The sequence below is a fragment of the Agromyces ramosus genome (assembly GCF_030817175.1).
GTDB classification, from domain to species: domain Bacteria; phylum Actinomycetota; class Actinomycetes; order Actinomycetales; family Microbacteriaceae; genus Agromyces; species Agromyces ramosus_A.
The window spans coordinates 148,215-169,312 of the sequence record NZ_JAUSYY010000001.1; the positions used below are offsets into that span (position 1 = coordinate 148,215).

The 21,098-nt window shown below is 70.1% G+C and carries 19 protein-coding genes, 2 tRNA genes, 1 pseudogene and 1 riboswitch; of the genes and pseudogenes, 6 read left to right on the forward strand and 16 right to left on the reverse strand.

Annotated features, from left to right (window positions below):
- Window positions 1-22 precede the first annotated feature (22 nt).
- The gene (gene nadE, locus QFZ26_RS00695; protein ID WP_307038568.1) at window positions 23-844 is read right to left on the reverse strand and encodes an ammonia-dependent NAD(+) synthetase; all 822 of its coding nucleotides are present in this window, start codon (window positions 842-844) and stop codon (window positions 23-25) included.
- Window positions 845-980: 136 nt separating this feature from the next.
- On the opposite strand from nadE, the gene QFZ26_RS00700 reads away from it, so the two are divergent.
- The 6 genes from QFZ26_RS00700 (at window position 981) to QFZ26_RS00725 (ending at window position 4,895) form a co-directional block, all read left to right on the forward strand.
- Window positions 981-2,201, forward strand: coding sequence for a cation:proton antiporter (locus tag QFZ26_RS00700; protein WP_307038569.1), 1,221 nt, complete (start codon window positions 981-983; stop codon window positions 2,199-2,201).
- Window positions 2,202-2,234: 33 nt separating this feature from the next.
- Window positions 2,235-2,307 (forward strand) — tRNA-Arg (locus tag QFZ26_RS00705).
- A 63-nt stretch (window positions 2,308-2,370) separates the two neighbouring features.
- Window positions 2,371-2,991 (forward strand): oligoribonuclease, encoded by a 621-nt coding sequence (gene orn, locus QFZ26_RS00710; protein WP_307038570.1) that lies wholly within the window; start codon window positions 2,371-2,373, stop codon window positions 2,989-2,991.
- Between the two features lie 43 nt (window positions 2,992-3,034).
- Window positions 3,035-3,110 (forward strand) — tRNA-His (locus QFZ26_RS00715).
- Between the two features lie 66 nt (window positions 3,111-3,176).
- Window positions 3,177-3,569: a metallopeptidase family protein gene (locus tag QFZ26_RS00720; protein ID WP_307038571.1), complete on the forward strand. Its 393-nt coding sequence runs from the start codon at window positions 3,177-3,179 to the stop codon at window positions 3,567-3,569.
- A gap of 24 nt (window positions 3,570-3,593) precedes the next feature.
- Complete coding sequence (locus QFZ26_RS00725) at window positions 3,594-4,895, forward strand: hypothetical protein (protein ID WP_307038572.1); 1,302 nt, start codon at window positions 3,594-3,596, stop codon at window positions 4,893-4,895.
- A gap of 26 nt (window positions 4,896-4,921) precedes the next feature.
- On the opposite strand, the gene QFZ26_RS00730 is transcribed toward QFZ26_RS00725, so the two are convergent.
- The 15 genes and pseudogenes from QFZ26_RS00730 to mnmA all read right to left on the reverse strand — a co-directional run bounded on the left by QFZ26_RS00730 (window position 4,922) and on the right by mnmA (window position 21,097).
- A complete protein-coding gene (locus tag QFZ26_RS00730; RefSeq protein ID WP_307038573.1) occupies window positions 4,922-5,179 on the reverse strand; it encodes a hypothetical protein in 258 nt (85 codons plus the stop codon).
- 82 nt (window positions 5,180-5,261) lie between these two features.
- Window positions 5,262-5,864, reverse strand: a complete 603-nt coding sequence (locus QFZ26_RS00735) for an ATP-binding protein (protein ID WP_307038574.1) — start codon at window positions 5,862-5,864, stop codon at window positions 5,262-5,264.
- Entirely contained in the window at window positions 5,861-6,670 is an 810-nt protein-coding gene (locus tag QFZ26_RS00740) for an energy-coupling factor transporter transmembrane component T family protein (RefSeq protein WP_307038575.1), read from the reverse strand. The genes QFZ26_RS00735 and QFZ26_RS00740 overlap by 4 nt, the downstream gene beginning before the upstream one ends.
- On the reverse strand, window positions 6,667-8,184 hold the full coding sequence (locus tag QFZ26_RS00745; protein ID WP_307038576.1) for an ATP-binding cassette domain-containing protein: 1,518 nt from the start codon (window positions 8,182-8,184) through the stop codon (window positions 6,667-6,669). Before QFZ26_RS00745 ends, QFZ26_RS00740 begins: the two co-directional genes overlap by 4 nt.
- Window positions 8,181-8,819 (reverse strand): ECF transporter S component, encoded by a 639-nt coding sequence (locus tag QFZ26_RS00750; RefSeq protein WP_307038577.1) that lies wholly within the window; start codon window positions 8,817-8,819, stop codon window positions 8,181-8,183. Before QFZ26_RS00750 ends, QFZ26_RS00745 begins: the two co-directional genes overlap by 4 nt.
- 38 nt (window positions 8,820-8,857) lie before the next feature.
- A riboswitch (TPP riboswitch) is annotated at window positions 8,858-8,967 on the reverse strand.
- 54 nt (window positions 8,968-9,021) lie between these two features.
- Window positions 9,022-9,369 (reverse strand): hypothetical protein, encoded by a 348-nt coding sequence (locus tag QFZ26_RS00755; protein WP_307038578.1) that lies wholly within the window; start codon window positions 9,367-9,369, stop codon window positions 9,022-9,024.
- A 30-nt stretch (window positions 9,370-9,399) separates the two neighbouring features.
- On the reverse strand, window positions 9,400-10,701 hold the full coding sequence (locus QFZ26_RS00760) for a DNA polymerase IV (RefSeq protein WP_307038579.1): 1,302 nt from the start codon (window positions 10,699-10,701) through the stop codon (window positions 9,400-9,402).
- 48 nt (window positions 10,702-10,749) lie between these two features.
- Window positions 10,750-11,376: a hypothetical protein gene (locus QFZ26_RS00765; RefSeq protein WP_307038580.1), complete on the reverse strand. Its 627-nt coding sequence runs from the start codon at window positions 11,374-11,376 to the stop codon at window positions 10,750-10,752.
- A gap of 79 nt (window positions 11,377-11,455) precedes the next feature.
- Window positions 11,456-12,979, reverse strand: a complete 1,524-nt coding sequence (gatB, locus tag QFZ26_RS00770) for an Asp-tRNA(Asn)/Glu-tRNA(Gln) amidotransferase subunit GatB (protein WP_307038581.1) — start codon at window positions 12,977-12,979, stop codon at window positions 11,456-11,458.
- On the reverse strand, window positions 12,979-14,514 hold the full coding sequence (gatA, locus tag QFZ26_RS00775; protein WP_307038582.1) for an Asp-tRNA(Asn)/Glu-tRNA(Gln) amidotransferase subunit GatA: 1,536 nt from the start codon (window positions 14,512-14,514) through the stop codon (window positions 12,979-12,981). The genes gatB and gatA overlap by 1 nt, the downstream gene beginning before the upstream one ends.
- The gene (gatC, locus tag QFZ26_RS00780) at window positions 14,511-14,810 is read right to left on the reverse strand and encodes an Asp-tRNA(Asn)/Glu-tRNA(Gln) amidotransferase subunit GatC (protein WP_307038583.1); all 300 of its coding nucleotides are present in this window, start codon (window positions 14,808-14,810) and stop codon (window positions 14,511-14,513) included. The genes gatA and gatC overlap by 4 nt, the downstream gene beginning before the upstream one ends.
- 36 nt (window positions 14,811-14,846) lie before the next feature.
- On the reverse strand, window positions 14,847-16,610 hold the full coding sequence (locus QFZ26_RS00785) for an alkaline phosphatase family protein (protein WP_307038584.1): 1,764 nt from the start codon (window positions 16,608-16,610) through the stop codon (window positions 14,847-14,849).
- Window positions 16,611-16,662: 52 nt separating this feature from the next.
- On the reverse strand, window positions 16,663-18,954 hold the full coding sequence (ligA, locus tag QFZ26_RS00790; RefSeq protein ID WP_307038585.1) for an NAD-dependent DNA ligase LigA: 2,292 nt from the start codon (window positions 18,952-18,954) through the stop codon (window positions 16,663-16,665).
- 155 nt (window positions 18,955-19,109) lie between these two features.
- Window positions 19,110-19,862, reverse strand: coding sequence for a YrzE family protein (locus QFZ26_RS00795; protein ID WP_307038586.1), 753 nt, complete (start codon window positions 19,860-19,862; stop codon window positions 19,110-19,112).
- A gap of 127 nt (window positions 19,863-19,989) precedes the next feature.
- Window positions 19,990-21,097: pseudogene (gene mnmA / locus QFZ26_RS00800) on the reverse strand (tRNA 2-thiouridine(34) synthase MnmA).
- Between the last annotated feature and the right edge of the window lies 1 nt (window position 21,098).

Here is a 21,098-nt window from a genome sequence, read left to right on the forward strand (position 1 = left end):
AACGCCCCGCACGCATCACCCGTCAGCGCCACCAGTCGTCGAACATCGACACTGGAACGGCTCGCTTGTGGCGGGTCTGCAGGAACCGTGCCTCGATGCGCTCGGCCACGCCGGGATCGATCTCCTCGCCCTCGAGGAAGGCATCGATGTCACGATAGGTCAGTCCGAGATTCGCCTCGTCGGATTGGCCGGGATTCGCGTCGAGCAGGTCGGCGGTGGGCACCTTCGCGGACAGTCGCTCCGGCGCCCCGAGGTACTCGAGGAGCGCCCGCCCCTGCCCCTTCGTCAGACCTGCGAGCGGCAGGACGTCGGCACCGCCGTCGCCGTGCTTCGTGAAGAAGCCGGTGACCGCCTCAGCGGCGTGGTCGGTGCCCACCACGAGCAACGCACGTTCGCCCGCGAGGGCGTACTGGGCGACCATGCGCATACGTGCCTTCACATTGCCCTTGCCGAAGTCGCTGAGCGAGGCACCGGTGGCGTCGGCGAACTCCTCGGTGAGCCCGTCGACCCCGCGCTTGATGTTGAAGGTCACCGACTCCTGGGGATCGATGAACTCGATCGCGAACTGCGCATCCGCTTCGTCGCGCTGCACGCCGTAGGGCAGGCGAACGGCCACGAACCGTGCCGGTACGCCGTCGGCGACGAGCTCGTCGACGGCGATACGGCAGAGGCGCCCGGCGAGTGTCGAGTCCTGGCCGCCGCTGATGCCGAGCACGAAGCCGCCGGCGCCCGTGGCGCGCAGGTACTCCTTGAGGAAGTCGACGCGGAGGCGCACTTGCGCGGCGGGGTCGATGACCGGGCTGACGTTGAGTTCGGCGATGATTCGCGCCTGCAGGTCTCGCATGCCCACGACGATACCGCCGACATGTTTCGGCGACGAAACGTGCCGCGCGGGGCATCCGCTCGATTGCCGCGCGGCGGCGACACCGCTCCGTTAGCATCGCGAGTGGCGCACCTGCGTGCGCGAACGGGGGCGCGGCATGGACATCTCGATCGGCACGATGGTGCTCTTCCCGGCGATCGCGGTCGCCGCGCCGCTCCTCGTGCGTGGGCTGGGTCGCTGGATCGCGATCCCCCTCGTCGTCTTCGAGATCGTGCTCGGCCTGCTGCTCGGCCCCGCAGTGCTCGGATGGATCGAGCCCGACGACTTCACCTCGGTGCTCGCCAACTTCGGCCTCGCGATGCTGTTCTTCCTCGCCGGCAACGAGATCGACTTCCGCACCATCCGGGGTCGCCCGCTCAGCCGCGCAGCAATCGGGTGGATCATGTCGCTCGCGGCGGGCATCGGCCTCGCCGCACTGCTCGCCAGCCATCTCTCCGCCGCGATCTTCATCGGCATCGCCCTGAGCTCCACGGCACTCGGCACGATCCTGCCGGTGCTCCGCGACTCCGGTGACCTCGGCACCCCCTTCGGCATCGCGGTGATCGCGCTCGGCGCGGTCGGCGAGTTCGGGCCGTTGCTCGCGATCTCCCTCTTCCTCAGCGGTCGATCGGCACTCCTCGCCGGAATCGTGCTCGTCGCCTTCGCGGTGGTGACCGGCATCGCGATCTGGCTCGCTTCTCGCGGCGTCGGCAGGCGACTCCACCGGGTGATCACGACGACGCTGCACACGAGCGGCCAGTTCGCGGTGCGCCTCGTCGTCCTGCTGCTGCTCGCGCTCGTCGCCCTCAGTGTCGTGCTCGACCTCGACATGCTGCTCGGAGCGTTCACCGCGGGAGTGCTCTTCCGGTTGCTGTTGAGCGGCGCACCCGAGCGCGACGTCGAGATGGTCGAGTCGAAGCTCGAGGCCGTCGGCTACGGATTCCTCGTGCCGATCTTCTTCATCAACACGGGCGTCACCTTCGACCTGGCCGCGCTCATCGGCGACCCGCTCACCCTGCTCCTCCTGCCGATCTTCCTCCTCTTGCTGCTCATCGTGCGCGGCGTGCCGTCGCTGTTCGCGGCCCCACGGGGGTCGAGCCGGCGCGACCTCGCTGCGACGGCGCTCTTCGGCGCCACCGCACTGCCGATCATCGTCGCCGTCACCGCGATCGGCGTCGATCAGGGTGATCTCCCGAGCGGCACGGCAGCCGCACTCGTCGGCGCGGGCATGCTGTCGGTGCTGCTCTTCCCGTTGGTCGCATTGGCACTGCGCAAGGGCTCTCCGGATGCCGCCCGCCGGCCGACACCCACCGACGTGCACGTGCCCACGGAAGGCTGAGTTCCAAGCGACCCCGGTATGCTTGGCACGCCCGCCCCCGTAGCTCAGCGGATAGAGCAGGAGCCTTCTAATCTCTTGGTCGCAGGTTCAATTCCTGCCGGGGGCACCGACCATCGCGCGCTCATCGGCTGACGTCGGCACTGTCCGAGCGCCCCGGTAGACTCGCCGCATGGCTTCCTCGAGCGACCGTCTGGTCTGGATCGACTGTGAGATGACCGGGCTCGACCTCGACATCGACGAGCTGGTCGAGATCGCCGTCGTGATCACCGACTACGACCTGAACCCCGTCGATGCAGGGCTCAGCATCGTGATCAAGCCCGATGCGAGTGCACTCGAGTCCATGGGCGAGTTCGTCCGCACGATGCACACGCAATCGGGCCTCATCGAAGAGATCCCCAACGGGGTCAGCGTCGCCGAAGCCGAGTACGAAGTCCTCGAATACGTCCTCAAGCATGTCCCCGAAGAGCAGCGGGCGCCGATCGCCGGCAACTCCATCGGCACCGACCGCGCCTTCCTCGCGAAGTACATGCCGCGCCTCGACTCGCACCTGCACTACCGAAGCGTCGATGTGTCCTCCATCAAGGAGCTCGCGAAGCGCTGGTACCCCCGCGCGTACTTCAATTCCCCGGCGAAGAACGGCGGCCACCGCGCCCTCGCCGACATCCTCGAGTCCATCCGCGAACTGCACTACTACCGGCGCGCCGTCTTCATCGCCGAGCCAGGGCCGACGAGCCACGAGCTGCAGTCCCTCGCGACCGAGGTCGTGCACGAGTTCGACCAGAAGGTGTAGTAGGCTCTTTGAGTTGCCTGATTGCGTCAGCGATCGACACATGGTGGGTATAGCTCAGTTGGCAGAGCGCCTGGTTGTGGTCCAGGAGGTCGCGGGTTCAAGCCCCGTTACTCACCCCAATAGCGCCTGGTCGTGGTGCAGATTCGAAGAACAGGTCGCGGGCTCGAACCCGTTGCTCACCCCCAATGCACGTCTCGGGTTCATCCCGATTCTCCCGATCGGAGCAGGTCGTGGAACTCGATGCCGAAGCGTTCGAAGCGATCGTCGTCGATGAGCTCGACCAGCTTCCCGACGACATGGTCGACGGCCTCGAGAACATCGTGTTCGTCGTCGAAGACCGCCCCGAAGACGGCTCGCTCGACCTCCTCGGCCTGTATGACGGCTGGGCCCTCACCGAGCGCGACCGCTACGGCTTCGGTGAGATGCCCGATCGCATCGTCCTCTACCGCGAGCCGCTGCTCGCCATCTCCGCCGACGAGCAGGAGCTCCGTGAAGAGATCCACGTCACGCTCGTGCACGAGATCGCGCACTTCTACGGCATCGACGACGCCCGCCTTCACGAGCTGGGCTGGGCCTGACCCGGCTCGGGTTAGCCTGATTCCATGACTCTGAACCCCGGCCGAATCGTCGGCATCGCCCTCGGCGCCATCGCGATCCTCGGCGTCGGCGTCTACGGGCCCGCGATGCTCCTGGGGCCGCTCCCCGCCGTCGCGGTGCAGATCGACGACGCCGCCGTCGCGGCATCCGGGCAGACGGCGACGACGCCGATCAGCTTGCCCGACACGGGTTCGAGCGCCCTCGCGCTCGTCGCCGACGACGCATCCGCGCAGACGCTCGCGCTCGCCGGCGATCCGGCCGCCGTGCCCATCGGCGGCGCCGCGAAGCTCGTCACCGTGCTCGCCACCCTCGACGCCCTGCCGCTTCCCCTGCCCGCTGACGGCGACGGACCGGGCATCAAGATCGGGCCAGACGACTACACCGACTACCTGCGGCACGCAGCAGAGGGATCGAGGGTGCTCCAGGTCTCGCCCGGCGAAACGTGGTCGGAGCGCGACGTCATCCGCGCCGTCCTGCTCGCCTCGAGCAACAATCACGCCGACACGCTCGTGCGGTGGGCGTTCGGCGGCGTCGAGTCCTATGTCGAGGCCGCCAACGCCTGGCTCGCTGACAATGGCTTCACGGCGACCCGCGTCGACGACGCCACCGGCCTCTCGGGCGACAACGTCGGCACGGCGGAAGAGGTCACGCGCCTCGCTGCACTCGTGCTCGCCAATCCCGAGCTCGCGGAGATGTACGGTGAGTCGGCCGATTCCGACACTGGAACCCCGGCCCCATCGACTCCGGGCGCAGCCACGCCGCGCAACGTTCCCGACGTCGTCGCCCACCCGATCGGTGTCGGCGTTCGCGCACTGGCACGCAGTTTCACCGACCAAGCGGGCGTGACGTTCATCTACACCTCGATGGTGCCCGTCGCCGAGGGCGAGCAACCGCGCCGCGTCGTCGGCGCCATGCTGTTGATGCCCGACTACGAGACGCTCGACCCGGCCGTCATCGCGACGCTCGATTCAGCGGCGGTCGCGGCACAGCCCGTCACCGTCATCACCGCCGGAACGCGCTACGGAAGCATCGAGTCCGCCTGGGGCGAGCGCGCCGAGCTCGTCGCATCAGTCGATCGAGCGGATGCCTCGTGGGGCTCCGCGCGCGGCGAGGCATCCGTCACCGTCGAGTCGTTCACGACCGCGCCCGCCGGCCGTGATGTCGGTCGCGTCAGTGTGCCGTCGGCCGCCGGCGACCTCGCGTCGCCGCTTCAGCTGACCGACGCCATCCGCGACCCCGGACCCTTCTGGCGCCTGATGAACCCGATCCCGCTCGTGGGCGCATTCTTCGCCGGTCAAGAGGGCTGAGCGCGGAGTTCGGCGCGCCCGACGCGTCAGTCGTTCTCTTCGTCGGACTCGACAGGGTCGGAGTCGCCGGCATCGAAGCGGAAGCGCACCCGCAGCTGCCCGTTGACGTGGTGCTCGTCGATCGCGTCGTACCAGAACACCGATTCGAGGCCGTCGACCGCGGCGACCATGCCGACACGCGACTCGGGCTTACCGCCCACGAGGATGCGATGCTCGAAGTCGCCCTCGAGGGGGCCGTCGACGAACTCGGCGACATACTGCGTTCCAGCCGTGTCTGCGCTCATACCTCTACCGTAGTCCTCGGCACTCCCGGGCGGCAGGCGGGCGCCGCCACGGTTCGCCGATGGCGATCACGGCACCGGCTGCTCACATCGCAGTCGCGCTGACGCGCACGGTCGCACGCGCGGCCGGTGCAGTGCGTCGCACATAGTGGCGCCATTGACGCTCCCACAGGTCCCAGAACGGGTCGTACGCGCCGCCGTCCCGGCCGAGGGCGCGCCGCTTGCGCACCACGTCGGCCGCATCGATCCACACCCTCACGGTGCCGGATGCCGCTCCCCCGACCTCGAAGGCACCGCAGCCCTCCACGATGAGCGGTGAGCCCGGACGAAGCCGAACGAGGTCGGCGGGTGCCCCCCGCGCCCAGTCCCATCGGCGCCAGGTGCCCACAGCTCCGCGCCGCACCGGCGGTACGAGCGTGCGCGCGAGCTCGAGGCCGGCCCGCTCGAGCCCCGACCAGCCCGGATAGGCGTCATCGAGGCGCACGAGCGCTGGCGGGCCGCCGGGCCACGACGCGGAGAGGGCGTCGGCCAGCGTGCTCTTGCCCGCACCGCTCGGCCCGTCGATCAGCACGAGCGGGCGACGGATGCCGCGGACCGCATCGAGCACGGCGCGCACCGACGCGGCGGCGACTCGCGGGTCCGCGATGGCGTTGATCGTCGTCGCTTCCGCCCCCACGGCGCGCGTCACGCCCACACCGGGTGGAACGTTCCGGCCCACACGGCGATCGCGATGGACGTCGCCGCGATCACCGCCGCGATCACGAGGAGCACCGCATCCGAGGCACCCACTCGTGACTGCCTCGCCCACGTGCGCGGGATATCGGATCCGAAGCCGCGCGCCTCCATGGCGGTGGCGAGCTTGCTGCCGCGGCGGATGGCGAGCACGAGCAGTGCGAACGCCATCGTCGCGACGCGACGCACCGCACCGTGGTCGCCGATGCCGCGTGCCCGGCGCGAGAGCGCCATTGCACGCCAGTCCTCGACGAAGAGGCCGACGAGGCGCGTCGCCGCGAGGGCCCCGAGGACGAACCGTGCCGGCAGGTGCGCGATCTGCGCAAGGCCGTCGGCGAGGTCGGTCGGGTCGACGCGGAGGAAGAGCAATGCAGCCGGCAGGCCGATCGCGAGCACGCGGACGGTGACCGCGACGGCGAGCTCGATCGATCCGTCGGTGATGCTGGCGAGCCAGAAGCTCCAATACTCGGTGCCCTCGGGGCGTCCGTACAACAGCATGCTGACACCGGCGATCGGCGCCGCGATGAGGATCGGCCACGTGCGCGCGACCAGGAGCCGCGGCGTCACGCCGGCGAGGGCGAAGAGCACGAGCTGGATCCCGAGGGCGACAGCGGCGCTCAGCCAGTCGACGGTGAGCAGGAGCGGCGTCGTGAGCACCATCACCGCCGCGAGACGGGTCACCGGGTTGACGCCGTCGATGAACCGGAGCCGCGGCGCATCCGGAAGCATGCCGACGGCCGGCTCGGTCAGCTGTGCGCTCATGCTGCGCCACCGAGCGGGCGCGACACGACGGTCTCATCGGATGCCGCGAGCTCGAGCCGATGCTCGCCGAGCATCTCGCGGAACGCCGTGTCATGCGTCACCGAGAGGAGCGTGACGCCGTCGTCGACGAGTTCGCGTAGGAGCCGCACGAGCTCGAGCCACGTGATCCGGTCCTGTCCGAAGGTCGGTTCGTCGAGGATCACGACGCGTGGGCGGGCGACGAGCACGGCGGCGACCGACAGTCGCCGCTGCTCGCCTCCCGACAACGTGAAGGGATTCGCTCCCGCCAGCCGATCGAGGCGGAGCCGGGCGAGCACCTCGTCGGCGCGGTTCTCGATCTCGGCTTGTGGCAGGCCGAGCGCGCGCGGCGCCACCGCGACCTCGCCCCGCACGGTCGACGAGACGAACTGGTGCTCGGGCTCCTGGAAGACCGTGCCGATGCGGGTGAGCAGGTCTCGCGAGCGCCACCGGATGGGAGCGGCCGCGAGACCCGCCGCGAGCGAATCGGATGCCGCGACGCGACCGGCGAGCGGGGTCAGCAGCCCGCCCAGGGTGAGCGCCAGCGTCGACTTGCCGGCACCGTTCGGTCCTGACAGCACCGTGGAGCGTCCCTCGGGGAGCACGAGGTCGAGTCCCGCGCGCACGACCGCGCCCGGGCGCCGTCCGACCCCGAGCTGCTCGCCGGAGAGGAACGGCTCGATCGGACCCCGGCTCGCGGCATCCGACGCGCCGATGACCGGAACAGGGACGCCCGGCACCCAGACGCCCGCGGCGAGGAGGGCATCCCGGTGCCGATCGAGCACCTCCGACGGCGACCCGTCTGCGATGAGCCGCCCATCGCCGCCGAGCACGATCACCCGGTCGACGAGGTCCACCCAGACGTCGACCCGGTGCTCGACGACCACGAACGTGGCACGCGTGCGATCGAGTACGCGAGCGACGGCGTCGCGCACCTCGGCGACGCCTGACGGGTCGAGGTTCGCGGTGGGCTCGTCGAGGAGCAGGAGGCCCGGCCGCATTGCGATCGCGCCGGCGAGCGCCAGGCGTTGCTTCTGTCCGCCGGAGAGCGCCGAGGTGGAACGCGAGAGCGGCAGGTCGAGCCCGACGGCCTCGAGCGCCTCGTCGACGCGTCGCCAGATCTCGTCACGTGGAACGCCGAGGTTCTCGCAACCGAACGCCACGTCGTCGCCGACACGAGCCAGGATCACCTGGGAGTCGGGGTCCTGCAGCACGAGGCCGGCCTGTCCGCGCGACTCGGCCGCCGGCGCACCGTCGATGAGGAGCTGACCCCGCTCTTCGCCCTCGTCGTCACCGCCGTGCACGCCGGCGAGGGCGTGCAGGAGCGAGGACTTGCCCGAGCCCGACGGACCGAGCAGGAGCACCCGCTCGCCCGGTTCGATCATGAGGTCGATGCCGTCGATCGCCCACCGGATGCGCCCTGCGTGGCGCCAGCCCCACTCGCGGGCCTCGACGCGGACCGGCCGCGGTGCGAGCGCGGAGTGCGACACCGTCATACCCGCTCGGTGACGTCCCGCCCTGCGGCGAAACGGTGCAGTGCGCCGGTCGCCGCGAGCGCGCGTACCACGACCCAGCCGAGGAGACCGGCGAGGAGTGCGCCCGAGGCCACGACGGCCACGAAGTAAAGGCCGAGGAACTCGGCGGACTTCTGCAGGTTGCCCGACAGGAACAGCTCGAGCGTCCATGCGGCGGCGCCGGCTGCCGCGCCCGCGAGCATGGCCTGGAGCACGCCGAAACGCTTGTAGGCGAACACGGCGAAGACGAGCTCGGCGCCGAGGCCCTGCACGACCCCGGAATAGATCGTCTCGATCCCCCACTGGTTGCCGACGAGCGCCGAGACGACCGCGGCGAGCAGCTCCACGTAGAGCGCCGCACCGGGCTTGCGGATGACGAGCCCGCCGATCACGCCGCCGATGAGCCAGAGGCCGACGGCGATGCCGCCGAGCCCCGGGGTCACGGCGTCGGCCGCGGAGAACCAGGCGTAGCCGACGTTGTTCCAGAAGAGGAAGACGAGGCCGGTGGCGACGCCGATGACACTCGCCACGACGATGTCGACGACCCGCCAGCGGAAGCGTCGCGCCCCGGTGTCGACGGAGGATTCGGATTCGGATGCGGTGACGGTTGCGTGCACTGTTCGTGCCCTTTCAGTTCGAGGAAAGAGGCACGGGAATTGAGATGTGATGCCCTCCCTGCGCTGGCATGACCCAGATCAGGTTCGACGGTCGAAGGTTGAGAACCTTCCTCTCAGCCCGGCTCACCGGACTCCCGTGTTCGCTCACGAGTATACGCCGCGTCGAGGACGACGGCGCTCGAGTGCGTCGCTTCGTGACCGCTCAGTGCTTGAGCGCGCGGATGACCGCCTTCAGCGCCTTGCCGGTGACCCATACGAGCGGGGTCGCCACGAGCAGCAGTCCGATGAGGTTCGGTTCGAACCGCACGTCGCCGCCGCGACCGACGTATGCACCGAGCGGAATGGAGATGCCGCCGCCGCCGCCACCGCTGCCCTGGCCGTGCAGGTCGCTGGCAGCGCGATCGCCGCTGCCGCTGCCTGCGCCGAAGCCGTAGTAGCCGAGTGCGACCGGAACGACCGTGGCTCCGCCGATGTCGATCCTCTCGCCGTACGACGTCTTCACGCCGACGCCGGCGACGGTCTCTGCGAGTTCCAGTACGAGTTCAGCCATGCCGGCAACGCTACTCGCGGACGCCGCGGTCTACCAGCCCCAGCCGGCAGCGGCGGTCTCTGCGTCGCTGTCGCCCTCGGGAGGCTTCGGGGCATCATCTGCGCGTTGGGCGCGACCATCGTGGCTTCGGCGCACGAGGGTGGCCGGACGGATCGCCCCCTTGCCGAACTTGGCCGTGACCTCATCGATCGTGCGCTCGGCCTCGCGCCACTCCTCATCGGGGTCCCAGAGCAGGGCCCCGGAGCCTGAGACACGGAGGTGCTCGGCGCGAACACCGATCAGTCGCACCCGCTCACCGTCGCCGATCAGCTCGCTGAGCGCCTCGGATGCCTCGTCGTAGATGCGCCGCGCGACATCGGTGGGCTCGCCCAGCGTGCGCGACCGAGTGACCGTGCGGAAGTCGCCGTACCGGAGCTTCAGCACGACCGTGCGGCCCACGAGTCCGGCCTTGCGCAGCCGCACGGCGACGTTGTCGGAGAGTCGAAGGAGTTCGCGTCGGATCTCTTGGGGATCGGTGAGGTCGTAGCCGAAGGTGTTCTCGTGCCCGATGCTCTTCTCGACACGGGTGGTGTGCACGTCGCGCGGGTCGATGCCGTTCGCGAGCCGCTCGAGCTTCGAGGCGAGCGCCGGACCGACCGCGCGTTCGAGTGCATCGTGCGGCATCGCGGCGACGTCGCCGATCGTGCGGAGACCGAGCCGGAGAAGGGACTCCTCGGTGACCCGCCCGACCCCCCACAAGGCGGAGACCGGCAACGGGTGCAGGAACGCAATGGTGTCGGCGGCGGGAACGACCAGCATGCCATCGGGCTTCGCTCGACTGGAGGCGACCTTCGCAACGTACTTCGTGGCCGCGACGCCGATGGAGCAGGTGAGCCCCGTCTCGGCCTGCACGCGCCGGCGGATCGTCCAGGCGATCTCTGCCGGGCTGCCGTGCAGGCGTCTCGCACCCGACACATCGAGGAAGGCCTCGTCGATCGAGAGCGGTTCGACGAGCGGAGTGAGCTCTTCGAAGATCGTCATGACCTGCTTGGAGTACCTGGCGTACTGCGAGTAGTCGCCCCGGAGCACGACCGCGTTCGGACAGCGCTGCAACGCGGTGGACATGGGCATCGCGGAGTTCACGCCGAAGCGTCGGGCCTCGTAACTGGCCGCAGCGACCACGCCGCGCCCGGCAGTGCCCCCGACAAGCACCGGCTTGCCGCGCAGTTCTGGGCGCTTCAGCAACTCGACGGACACGAAGAACGCGTCCATGTCGACGTGCAGGATGGGAGTCGCCGAATCGTCGACCGGGCCGGTCGTGACGTGGCGCGACGAGCCGTCCTGCTTGCTCATGCTGTGACCCTAGCCGGTACCGCTGTCATCGAAGCAGGCGGGGTCGGCTCAGAATCCGAAGTCGCCACCACCGCCGAAGTCGCCACCACCGAAGTCACCGCCACCGTCGTAGCCGCCCGCGTCGGCACCCGACGCATCGGCCGAGCCCGCGTCGCCCGTGGCATCCGTGCCGGCATCGCCGCCCTCGGCGCCCGCATCGGACGAGCCGACATCGGGCAGCAGCGCCTGCGCGAGCGCGGAGCCGACCACGACACCGGCGATCGTGCCGAGCATCGAGCCGGCGAACATCGACCCCATCGACGGACCGCCCGCGTTGCCACGGCCGTTCGCGGCGTTCGCGCCGCCGAAGGCGCGCTCCATCGTGCCGGGCGACCGGATCTCGGCACGCGTCGCTGCACGGGCGAGCGCGGCCGGCTCGTCGGACACGATGCGCTCACCGGGAGGCGCCTGCTCGGCGAGCGAACGGTAGACCTCGGCACGCTGCTCGGGAGTGAGCTTCGCGAACGCCTCGGCGTGCACAGCCTCGATCGACTCGGGAGGTGCGGTGCGCAGCAGGTACCGGTAGCGCTCGATCGCGAGCTCGTCGTCGCTCAGCGTTCGTGCAGGCGGAACCGGACGTGCCGGCTGCGCGTCGCGCTCGTCGGAACCACCGAACAGTCGGTCCAGGAAGCCCATGATGTGCTCATCTCTCGCTCAGCGGACGACCAATCTATGGCCGACAGCATTGAGCATGCTGTGAATGGCGCGGATGCCGCTAGGCGCCGTCACCCGACGCGCGCTCGAGCACCAGCTCGCGCACCCGTGCGGCATCGGCCTTGCCGTGCATCGCCTTCATCACCGCACCGATGACGGCGCCGGCAGCCTGCACCTTGCCGTCACGGATCTTGGCGAGCACGTCGGGCTGAGCGGCGAGCGCATCGTCGATCGCCGCGATGAGCGCGCCGTCGTCGGAGACGACCGCGAGTCCGCGGGACTCGACGACCTGCGCGGGCGAGCCCTCGCCGGCGATGACGCCTTCGAGCACCTGCCGGGCGAGCCGGTCGGTGAGCGTGCCGGCGTCGACGAGCTGCGCGAGCTCGGCCACGTGCACGGGCGACACGAGGCCGGTGGCATCCTGATCGCTCGCGTTCGCGAGCCGGGCGATCTCACCGGTCCACCACTTGCGGGCGGCTGCAGGTGATGCGCCGGCTGCGACCGTCTCGGCGACCTCGATGAGCAGGCCCGAGTTCGCGACGTCCTGGAACTCGAGATCGGTGAAGCCCCATTCCCCCTTGAGCCGACGACGGCGCACCGCCGGCGGCTCGGGCAACGCGGCACGGAGCTTCTCGATGAGCTCGGGCGTGGGCACGACGGGCAGCAGGTCGGGCTCGGGGAAGTACCGGTAGTCGTCGGCGTCGGACTTCGGTCGCCCGGCGCTCGTCGTGCCGGTGTCTTCGTGCCAGTGCCTCGTCTCTTGCGTGATCGTGGCGCCCTTGGCGAGGATGGCCGCCTGACGCTGGATCTCGTAGCGCACCGCGCGCTCGACCGAGCGCATGGAGTTCACGTTCTTCGTCTCGGTGCGAGTGCCGAGCTTCTCCTGCCCGCGAGGACGGAGCGAGACGTTCGCGTCGCACCGGAGGTTGCCCCGCTCCATGCGCGCCTCGGAGATGCCGAGCGAGAGCACGATGTCGCGGATCGTCGACACGTACGCGCGAGCGAGCGCCGGGGCATCCGCTTCGCCCCCGAAGATGGGTCGCGTGACGATCTCGACGAGGGGCACGCCCGCGCGGTTGTAGTCGACGAGCGAGTACTCGGCACCCTGGATGCGGCCGGTCGACCCGCCGACGTGGGTGAGCTTGCCGGCGTCTTCTTCCATGTGGGCGCGCTCGATCGGCACCGTGAAGGTGCGACCGTTCTCGAGCTCGACCTCGACGGACCCGTCGAACGCGATGGGCTCGTCGTACTGCGAGATCTGGTAGTTCTTCGCGAGGTCGGGATAGAAGTAGTTCTTGCGCGCGAAACGGCTCGACGGTGCGATCGAGCAGCCGAGCGCGAGGCCGAGGCTGATCGAGTACTGCACGGCCTGGCCGTTGACGACGGGCAACGAGCCGGGAAGTCCGAGGCACACGGGGGTGATGAGTGTGTTCGGCTCGGCGACGTGGAACTCCGAGTTCGCGGGGTTCGGCGCGGCCGAGAACATCTTCGTCTTGGTGTTGAGCTCGACGTGCACCTCGAGCCCGATGACCGGCTCGAAGAGCTCGAGCGCCTGGTCGAAGTCCATCAGTTCTGCGCGCGCCATCAGAGTGCGCCTTCCTCGGTCGCGGTGAGCTCGTGGCGGGAGAGGTCGGGTGCCCGGTCGAGCAGCGGCCCACCCCACTGGGCGAGGAGCAGCTGCTCGAGGGCGCCGCCGACGTTGTAGAGACGCGCGTCGGCGCGAGCCGGGGCGAGGAACTGGATGCCGACCGGCAGCCCGTCTTCGGGCGCGAGGCCCGCCGGCACCGCGATGCCCGGAACCCCCGCGAGGTTCGCGGGAATCGTCGCGACGTCGTTGAGGTACATCGCGAGGGGGTCGTCGAGCTTCTCGCCGAGCTTGAACGCGGTGGTCGGCGCGGTCGGGGTGGCCAGCACGTCGACCTTCGTGAAGGCCGCGTCGAAGTCGCGCTGCACGAGCGTGCGCACCTTCTGGGCGCTGCCGTAGTAGGCGTCGTAGTAGCCCGCCGAGAGGGCATAGGTGCCGAGGATGATGCGGCGCTTCACCTCGGGGCCGAAGCCGGCCTCACGCGAGGCCGACATGACCTGCTCGACCGTGCCGCCGCCTTCGGGCGTGACCCGGAGGCCGAAGCGCACCGAGTCGAACTTCGCGAGGTTCGACGACGCCTCGGCGGGCAAGATCAAGTAATACGCCGCGATCGCGTACTCGAAGTTCGGCGCGCTCACCTCGACGATCTCGGCACCGTGCTGCTCGAGGAGCGCGAGCGCTTCGTGGAATCGCGAGCGCACGCCCGCCTGGAAGCCGTCGGAGTCGAGCTCCTTCACGACGCCGATGCGCAGGCCCGAGACATCCGCCCGCCTGACCGCCTCGGCCATCGACGGCCACGGCTCGGGGATCGACGTGGAGTCGAGCGGGTCGTGCCCGGCGATCACGTCGTGCAAGAGGGCCGCGTCGAGAACGGTGCGCGTGACGGGGCCGATCTGGTCGAGGGAGGACGCCAGCGCGATCGAGCCGTAGCGGCTCACCGCGCCGTACGTCGGCTTCACGCCGACGGTGCCGGTGACGTGCGCGGGCTGGCGGATCGAGCCGCCCGTGTCGCTGCCGAGCGCGAGCGGCGCCTCGAAGGCGGCGACGGATGCCGCGGAGCCGCCGCCCGAACCGCCGGGGATGCGCTCGAGGTCCCATGGGTTGTAGGTGGGGCCGTAGGCGGAGTGCTCGGTCGAGGAGCCCATCGCGAACTCGTCCATGTTCGTCTTGCCGAGCGGGATGAGCCCCGCCTCACGGATCTTGCGCACCGGCGTCGCGTCGTACGGCGGGATCCAGCCCTCGAGGATGCGTGAGCCGGCCGTCGAGGGCATGCCCTTCGTGACGAGCACGTCTTTGATGGCGATCGGCACGCCGGCGAGCGGGCCGAGCTCGTCACCCGCCGCACGGCGGCGATCGATCTCGGCGGCAGACTCGATGGCACGCTCGCCTTCGACGTGGAGGAACGCGTGCACGGCGCCGTCGACCGCGGCGATGCGGTCGAGGTGTGCGCGGGTCGCCTCGACCGACGAAACGTCGCCGGCCGCGAGGCGCGCGCCGAGCTCGGAGGCGGTCAGCCGGATGAGGTGCTCGCTCACTGCTCCTCCCCCAGGATCGCCGAGACCACGAACCGCGAGCCGTCGGACTCGGGAGCGCCCGCGAGGGCCTCTTCGGCCGTCAACGTGTTGCCCACGACGTCGTCGCGGAACACGTTCTGCATGGGGATGGGGTGGCTCGTCGGCGGGACGTCGGGAGTGGCCACCTGGTTGACCTGCTCGACGGCCTGCATGATCTGGCCGAGCTCCTTGGTGAGGTGCTCGATCTCTTCCTCGGTGAGCGCGATGCGGGCGAGGTTCGCGAGATGCGCGACCTGCTCCGCACTGATTTCAGACATGCTGCTCCGTCGTCTCGGGGTGGGGATGCACCGATTCTATCGGGGAGCGCCGAAGAGCCCGATGCCGTGGCGGTGCAGCAGTTCGTAGGCGTCGGCGTACGTCTCGGGCTCGGGCTCGCCGGCGGTGCCGTACTTCGCGAGCAGCAGCCCGAGGAGTCCGCGCGCGGGTGGGCTCAGCGGCTTGTCCTTGTGCGCATGCCCCGGATGCGGCGCCTCGCTCTGCGGGTTCGGCGGGAGGTACTGCGGCACGGTCGAGGGCCACGTGATCGGATGCCGCGGTGCGTCCAGGTTGACGGCATTGAACATCTCGTTCGCCCCGGCGTCGCGCCGCGTGAGCGGCTTGAGCCCGTGCAGCCGCGTGAGAGTCGCGATGACCGAGCCGTGGTGCATGGTGTCGTTGATGACGGTGCCGGCGCGGGTGTAGGCCGAGACGGCGATGGCCGGCACGCGGCATCCCAACCGGTCGAACGTGAACCCCATCTCGCCCGGCTGCGCGTCCACGCGGGGCGGCGTCGCCGAGGGCGGCGCGACGTGATCGAAGGTGCCGCCGTGCTCGTCGAAGGTGATGAGGAGCATCGTGTTGAGGGCGTTGGAACCGCCGTCGGTGGCGCTCGCCTTGATGGCCGAGTAGATCTCGTGGATCAGCGCCTCGCCGGCGCGCACGTCGGAAACCGCGCTGTCGATGACCACGGCTCCGTCGACGGTCGACTCCCGGAGCCTGCCCACGGGCGGGTGGAAGTCGTTGTGGTTGTACGTCATGCGCGGTTCGATGAAGGAGTACGCGGGAAGCTTGCCGGTACGCACGTCGTCGTGGAATCGATCCATTGTCGCGAAGTGATCGGTGCGCCAGTACTGCTCGAGCACCGGCGCGTGCAGCACGCCCGTGAAGGAGACGAGCTGCAGCTCGTCGAAGTAGATGCGCCAGTCGAGCCCGGCCTCTTCGAGCCGGTTGAAGATCGTCGGCGACGGATCGGCGTCGAGCCACTTGCGGTAGCCGCCGCCGTGCTTGTTGGTCACGAATCCGTGCGAGGTCGAGGCGTGGAAGAACGAGCGGTTGCAGAAGGTCTGCGACGGCACCGCGCAATGCCACGCGTCGTAGACCGCGAAGTTCCTCGCGAGCGTCGACAGCACCGGCAGCATCTCGGGCGAGAACGAGCCCATGATCTGGCGGGCCTCGGCGGTCGTGGGCGCCGTGCCCTTGTTCAGTCGCCGGTAGTTGACCACGTAGTCGGTGAGGAAGCCCTGCATCGTGGGCGAGTCGCCGAGCGCTGGAGCGTTGTACGGGGCCTCCATGGCCTCGACGAACAGGTCGGCGTTGCCGGGCGGCCGGATGGTGCCGAACAGCTGGGTGTTGACGTGCGGGTACTCTTCGCCGGGGTCGGGATTCGGCCGGCCCATGATCTCGTCGGTGGCGCCGTCGTAGACATGCGCCTCGACGACCGTGCCATCGGGCGCGGCATTCGAGTACGGCCCGAACGCCAGCCCGTCGAAGCTCTGGTCGTCGGGCAGGTTCTTGTCGGTGTACAGCCAGCCGAGCAGGTTGTCGAACGAGCGGTTCTCGCCCATGACGACGACGAGATGGTCGAATCCGGCCTTCTCGCGCGGAGTGAGGGCGGCGAAGTCTTCAGTTCCCTCGGCGAATCCGATCGAGTGCCCGATCGCGCCGCCCGCCGCAGCACCGGCGCCGCCGGCCACGACCGCACCGGCCGCCGCCGCGCCACCGAGCTTCAGGAAGTCGCGGCGCGTCGACCCCCCTGCGCCGCCGTCGGATGTGCCAGACCTCTCGCTCGCTTCCGCCATGTCTCCCCCATTCACCGGCCCCCGCCGGTCTGATCATCGTGTGGCCGTGCGCCTACTCGTCGAGTGCGGCCGGACCGCGGGTGACGAGCACGGCGAACTGCGCCGCATCGAGCACCCGGATGCCGAGCGCCTCGGCCTTCGCGAGCTTCGACCCGGCACCCGGCCCCGCCGCGACGAAATCGGTGTTCTTCGAGACGCTCGACGCGGCCTTGCCGCCCGCCGCGATGATGGCCTCTTGCGCGCCTTCGCGGCTGTATCCGTCGAGCGACCCGGTCGCGACGATCGTGAGCCCCGCGAGCACGCCGCCCGCCGCGGCCGCGGCACCGGGTCCGGGGTGCCCAGGCGTGGCGAACTGCACGCCGGAGGCGGCCCACCGCTCGATGATCTCGCGATGCCAGTCGACGTCGAACCATTCGCCAACCGACTCGACGATGGTCGGCCCGACGCCGTCGACCTCGGCGAGCTCGGCGGGGCTCGCCGCACGGATCGCCTCGAGCGAGCCGAAGTGATCGGCGAGCGCGCGCGCCGCGACCGGCCCGACGTGACGGATGTTGAGCGAGACGAGGATGCGCCACAGCGGCTTCGTCTTCGCGAGCTCGAGGTTCGCGATGAGTTCGTATGCGGCCTTCGACGGCACTTGCGTCTCGTCGCCGGTGAACTCGGCGGAATCGGGATCGAACGACGGGTCGGCATCTCTGCCGCTGCGCTTGCGATTGCGGCGGAACGGTGCCCGGTAGACCGGGGTGCCGTCGTCTTCGAGGCGGGGCAGGCCGGTCTCGATGTCGCGCACGACGACCTCGATCGGGAACAGCTCGGCGACGGTGAGCTCGAAGAGCCCGGCTTCGGTCGGAAGCGGCGGGACCTCTGGCACCGCGGGGTGCGTGAGCGCGGCCGCCGAGACCTCGCCGAGCGCCTCCACGTCGAGCGCGCCACGAGAGCCGATGTGCTCGACGCGGCCGCGGACCTGCGCCGGGCAGCTCTTGGCGTTGGGACACCGCAGGTCGATGTCGCCCTCTTTCATGGGGCGCAGCGGCGTGCCGCACTCGGGGCACTCGGTCGGCATCACGAACGCCCGCTCGCTGCCGTCGCGGAGTTCGACGACCGGACCGAGCACCTCGGGGATGACGTCACCGGCCTTGCGCAGCACGACGGTGTCGCCGATGAGCACGCCCTTGGCCTTCACGACGTCTTGGTTGTGCAGCGTCGCCTGGCGGACGACCGAGCCGGCGACTCGCACCGGCTCCATGACGGCGAACGGAGTGGCCCGGCCGGTGCGGCCGACGCTCACGACGACGTCGAGCAGCTTGGTGTTGACCTGCTCGGGCGGGTACTTGTAGGCGATCGCCCACCGCGGTGCCCGGCTCGTCGCACCGAGCTCGTCGTGGAGCGCGAGCTCGTCGATCTTGACGACGATGCCGTCGATCTCGTGTTCGACATCGTGGCGGTGCTCGCCGTGGAAGGCGACGAACTCTTGAACCCCGGCGACCGAGTCGAGCACGCGGAAGTGCGAGCTCGTGGGGAGCCCCCAGCTCGCGAGCAGTTCGTAGATCTCGGACTGCGAGCTGACCGGCGGGTTCGACCAGGCACCGATGCCGTGCACGAGCATGCGGAGGCGACCGAGGCGGTCGCGCATGAGCGCGAGCTGTGCCGCATTCTTGCTCTCGGCCTTCTGGCGGAGGGATCCGCTCGCGGCGTTGCGGGGGTTCGCGAACTCGCGTTCGCCGGCGGCCGCCTGGTTGGCGTTGAGCTCGTTGAAGGCCGCGACCGGGAAGAAGACCTCGCCCCGAACCTCGACGAGGGGCGGATGCCCGGTGCCCGCGAGTCTCGTGGGGATCGACGGGATGTACCGCATGTTCTCGGTGACGTCTTCACCGACGCGTCCGTCGCCGCGGGTCGCGGCGGTGACGAGTCGACCGTGCTCGTAGCGGAGGTTCAGCGCCAGGCCGTCGATCTTGAGCTCGCAGAGCCAGTGCACGGGGCGCCCGGCGGCCGCCTCGGCCCGCCTCGCCCACTCGGCGAGCTCGTCGGCCGAGAACACGTTGTCGAGGCTGAGCATGCGCTCGGCGTGCTCGACCGGGGCGAACAGCGTCGTCTCGCCGCGGCCACCGACCGTGAGGGTGGGGCTGTCTTGGCTCTGCAGCTGCGGATACGACCGCTCGAGCGCCTCGAGCCGATGCATGAGCTCGTCGTACTCGGCGTCGGAGATGATGACGGTGTCGCGCTCGTAGTACGCATCGCGTGCCTCGTTGATGCGGATCGTGAGGCGCTCGACCTCGTCGGCCGCGTCGGCCAGGCTGATGCCCTGGTCGATGTCGTCGTCGGCTTGCCCAAGTCTGTCGTCCACGTGCCAATTCTAGGGACGACCGCCGACGCGGTCCCGCTCTGATCGCACGCGTCGCGGGCAAACCTGCTGCCCGCGACTGCCCGCCGACGCTGCGGCGTGTCGAAGACCCGCGACGGCTTCAGCCGTCGAGGGTCTTCGCGTGGTGGCGGTCGCTGTCAGGCAGCCACTCCGGCGAGGTCGACCCGGCGGTGGTACCGGGTGCCGGCCATCCCGCCGAGGATGGCGCCGCCGAGGCTCGCGAGGGCGACGATCACCGCGGTGATGATGCCCGCCGTCGTCAGCTCGCCCTCGCTCAGGGGAATGCGCGGGAAGGCGTTGAGATCGACCAGGATGTCGAACTGGTCGCCCAAGGCGAGGCTCACGAGCGCGACGACGATCGCGATGACGATCGCCCACACCCAGACCGCGATGCCCTGGAGCATCCCGTTGAAGCGGGCCATGCGGCCGGCCACGTACCCGCCGCACCAGTACGCGACGAAGAGGATGACGAGCAGGGCGATGCCGCCGACCCATCCGACCGTCTCGGGGTTCTGAGCGGCCTCCTCGGCGGCGGCCTCCGGGTCCTCGATGACGCCGAGCCCGATTGCAGCGCCGGTCGCGGCGAGGAGCGCGGTCAGCAGCACTCCCATGCCGGTCGCGGTCAGCCACCCGAAGAACGCAGAGCCGATCTTGACACCGCCGAACTGCTCGCGCTGCCGCTCGACCACGCCATCCCTGACGTCGCCACGCTCGGCGGCCACGACACGTTCCGCGGGAACGGCCCGGTCGTCCGCGGGCACGACCCGCCGGTCGTCTGCGGGCACGACCCGCGGGTCACGGGCGGCGACCGGTTCGGCCGGCCGGTCCGTGTAGGCATCTGCCGGCGGCCGATCGTCGTATCGGTCGGCCGGGTCTCTTGGAGTTGTCACGGTGATTCCTCCTCGTCAGGCACTGCTTCGGCGCGCTTCGCGGCGCGTGCACGAAATCTACGCGCGCGTGCGCCGAGCCCGCAGGGGCTTGACAGGCGGCGACGGGCGCCCTCGACGGGGGGTGCGGTCAGGCGTCGACCGGCACGGCGCTCACCGTGCGGTCGATGGTGCACTGGCCGAGCACGCGGGTGCCGACGTAGACGACGGCCGTCTGGCCAGGAGCGACTCCGTCGAGCGGATGCTCCGGGGTGACCACGAGCTCGCCGCCGGCGACGACCGCCACGGCCGGCACGGGGTCGGCGTGTGCGCGGATCTGCACCTCGCACGCGAACGGCGTCGTGGGGTCGGCGGGAGGCTGCCCTGCCCACGTGTAGCGCGACCCGGCGATCTCGCCGATGGCGAGCGCCTCCTTCGGTCCGACGACGACGGGTGTTCTCCTTCGGCCGCACCTCGAGCACGAAGCGGGGTCGCCCGTCGGGCGCCGGGGTACCGAGGTGGAGGCCGCGGCGCTGGCCGACGGTGTAGGCGTGCGCACCCTCGTGGGCGCCGACGACCGCACCGGAGCGGTCGACGATGTCACCCGTCTCGACGCCGACGCGCTCGGCGAGCCAGCCCTTCGTGTCGCCGTCGGGGATGAAGCAGATGTCGTGCGAATCGGGCTTCTGCGCGACCGAGAGGCCGCGCCGGGCGGCCTCTTCACGCACGAGCTGCTTCGACGGGGTGTCGCCGAGCGGGAAGTACGCGTGCTCGAGCTGCGCAGCGGTGAGCACGCCGAGCACGTAGCTCTGGTCTTTCGCCCAGGCGCTCGCGCGGTGGAGCTCGCGGTTGCCCGCGGCATCCGTCACGATCGAGGCGTAGTGGCCGGTCGCGACCGCGTCGAAGCCGAGCGCGAGCGCCTTCTCGAGGAGTGCGGCGAACTTGATGCGCTCGTTGCAGCGCATGCAGGGGTTCGGCGTGCGGCCGGCCGAGTACTCGGCGATGAAGTCGTCGACGATGTCGGCCTTGAAGCGCTCGGAGAAGTCCCACACGTAGTACGGGATGCCGAGCACGTTGGCCGCGCGCTGCGCGTCCATCGAGTCCTCGATGGTGCAGCAGCCGCGGCTGCCGGTGCGGAGGGTGCCGGGCATGCGGCTGAGCGCGAGGTGCACGCCGACGACCTCGTGGCCCGCGTCGATGGCGCGCGCGGCCGCGACGGCGCTGTCGACGCCGCCGCTCATCGCTGCGAGAACCTTCACC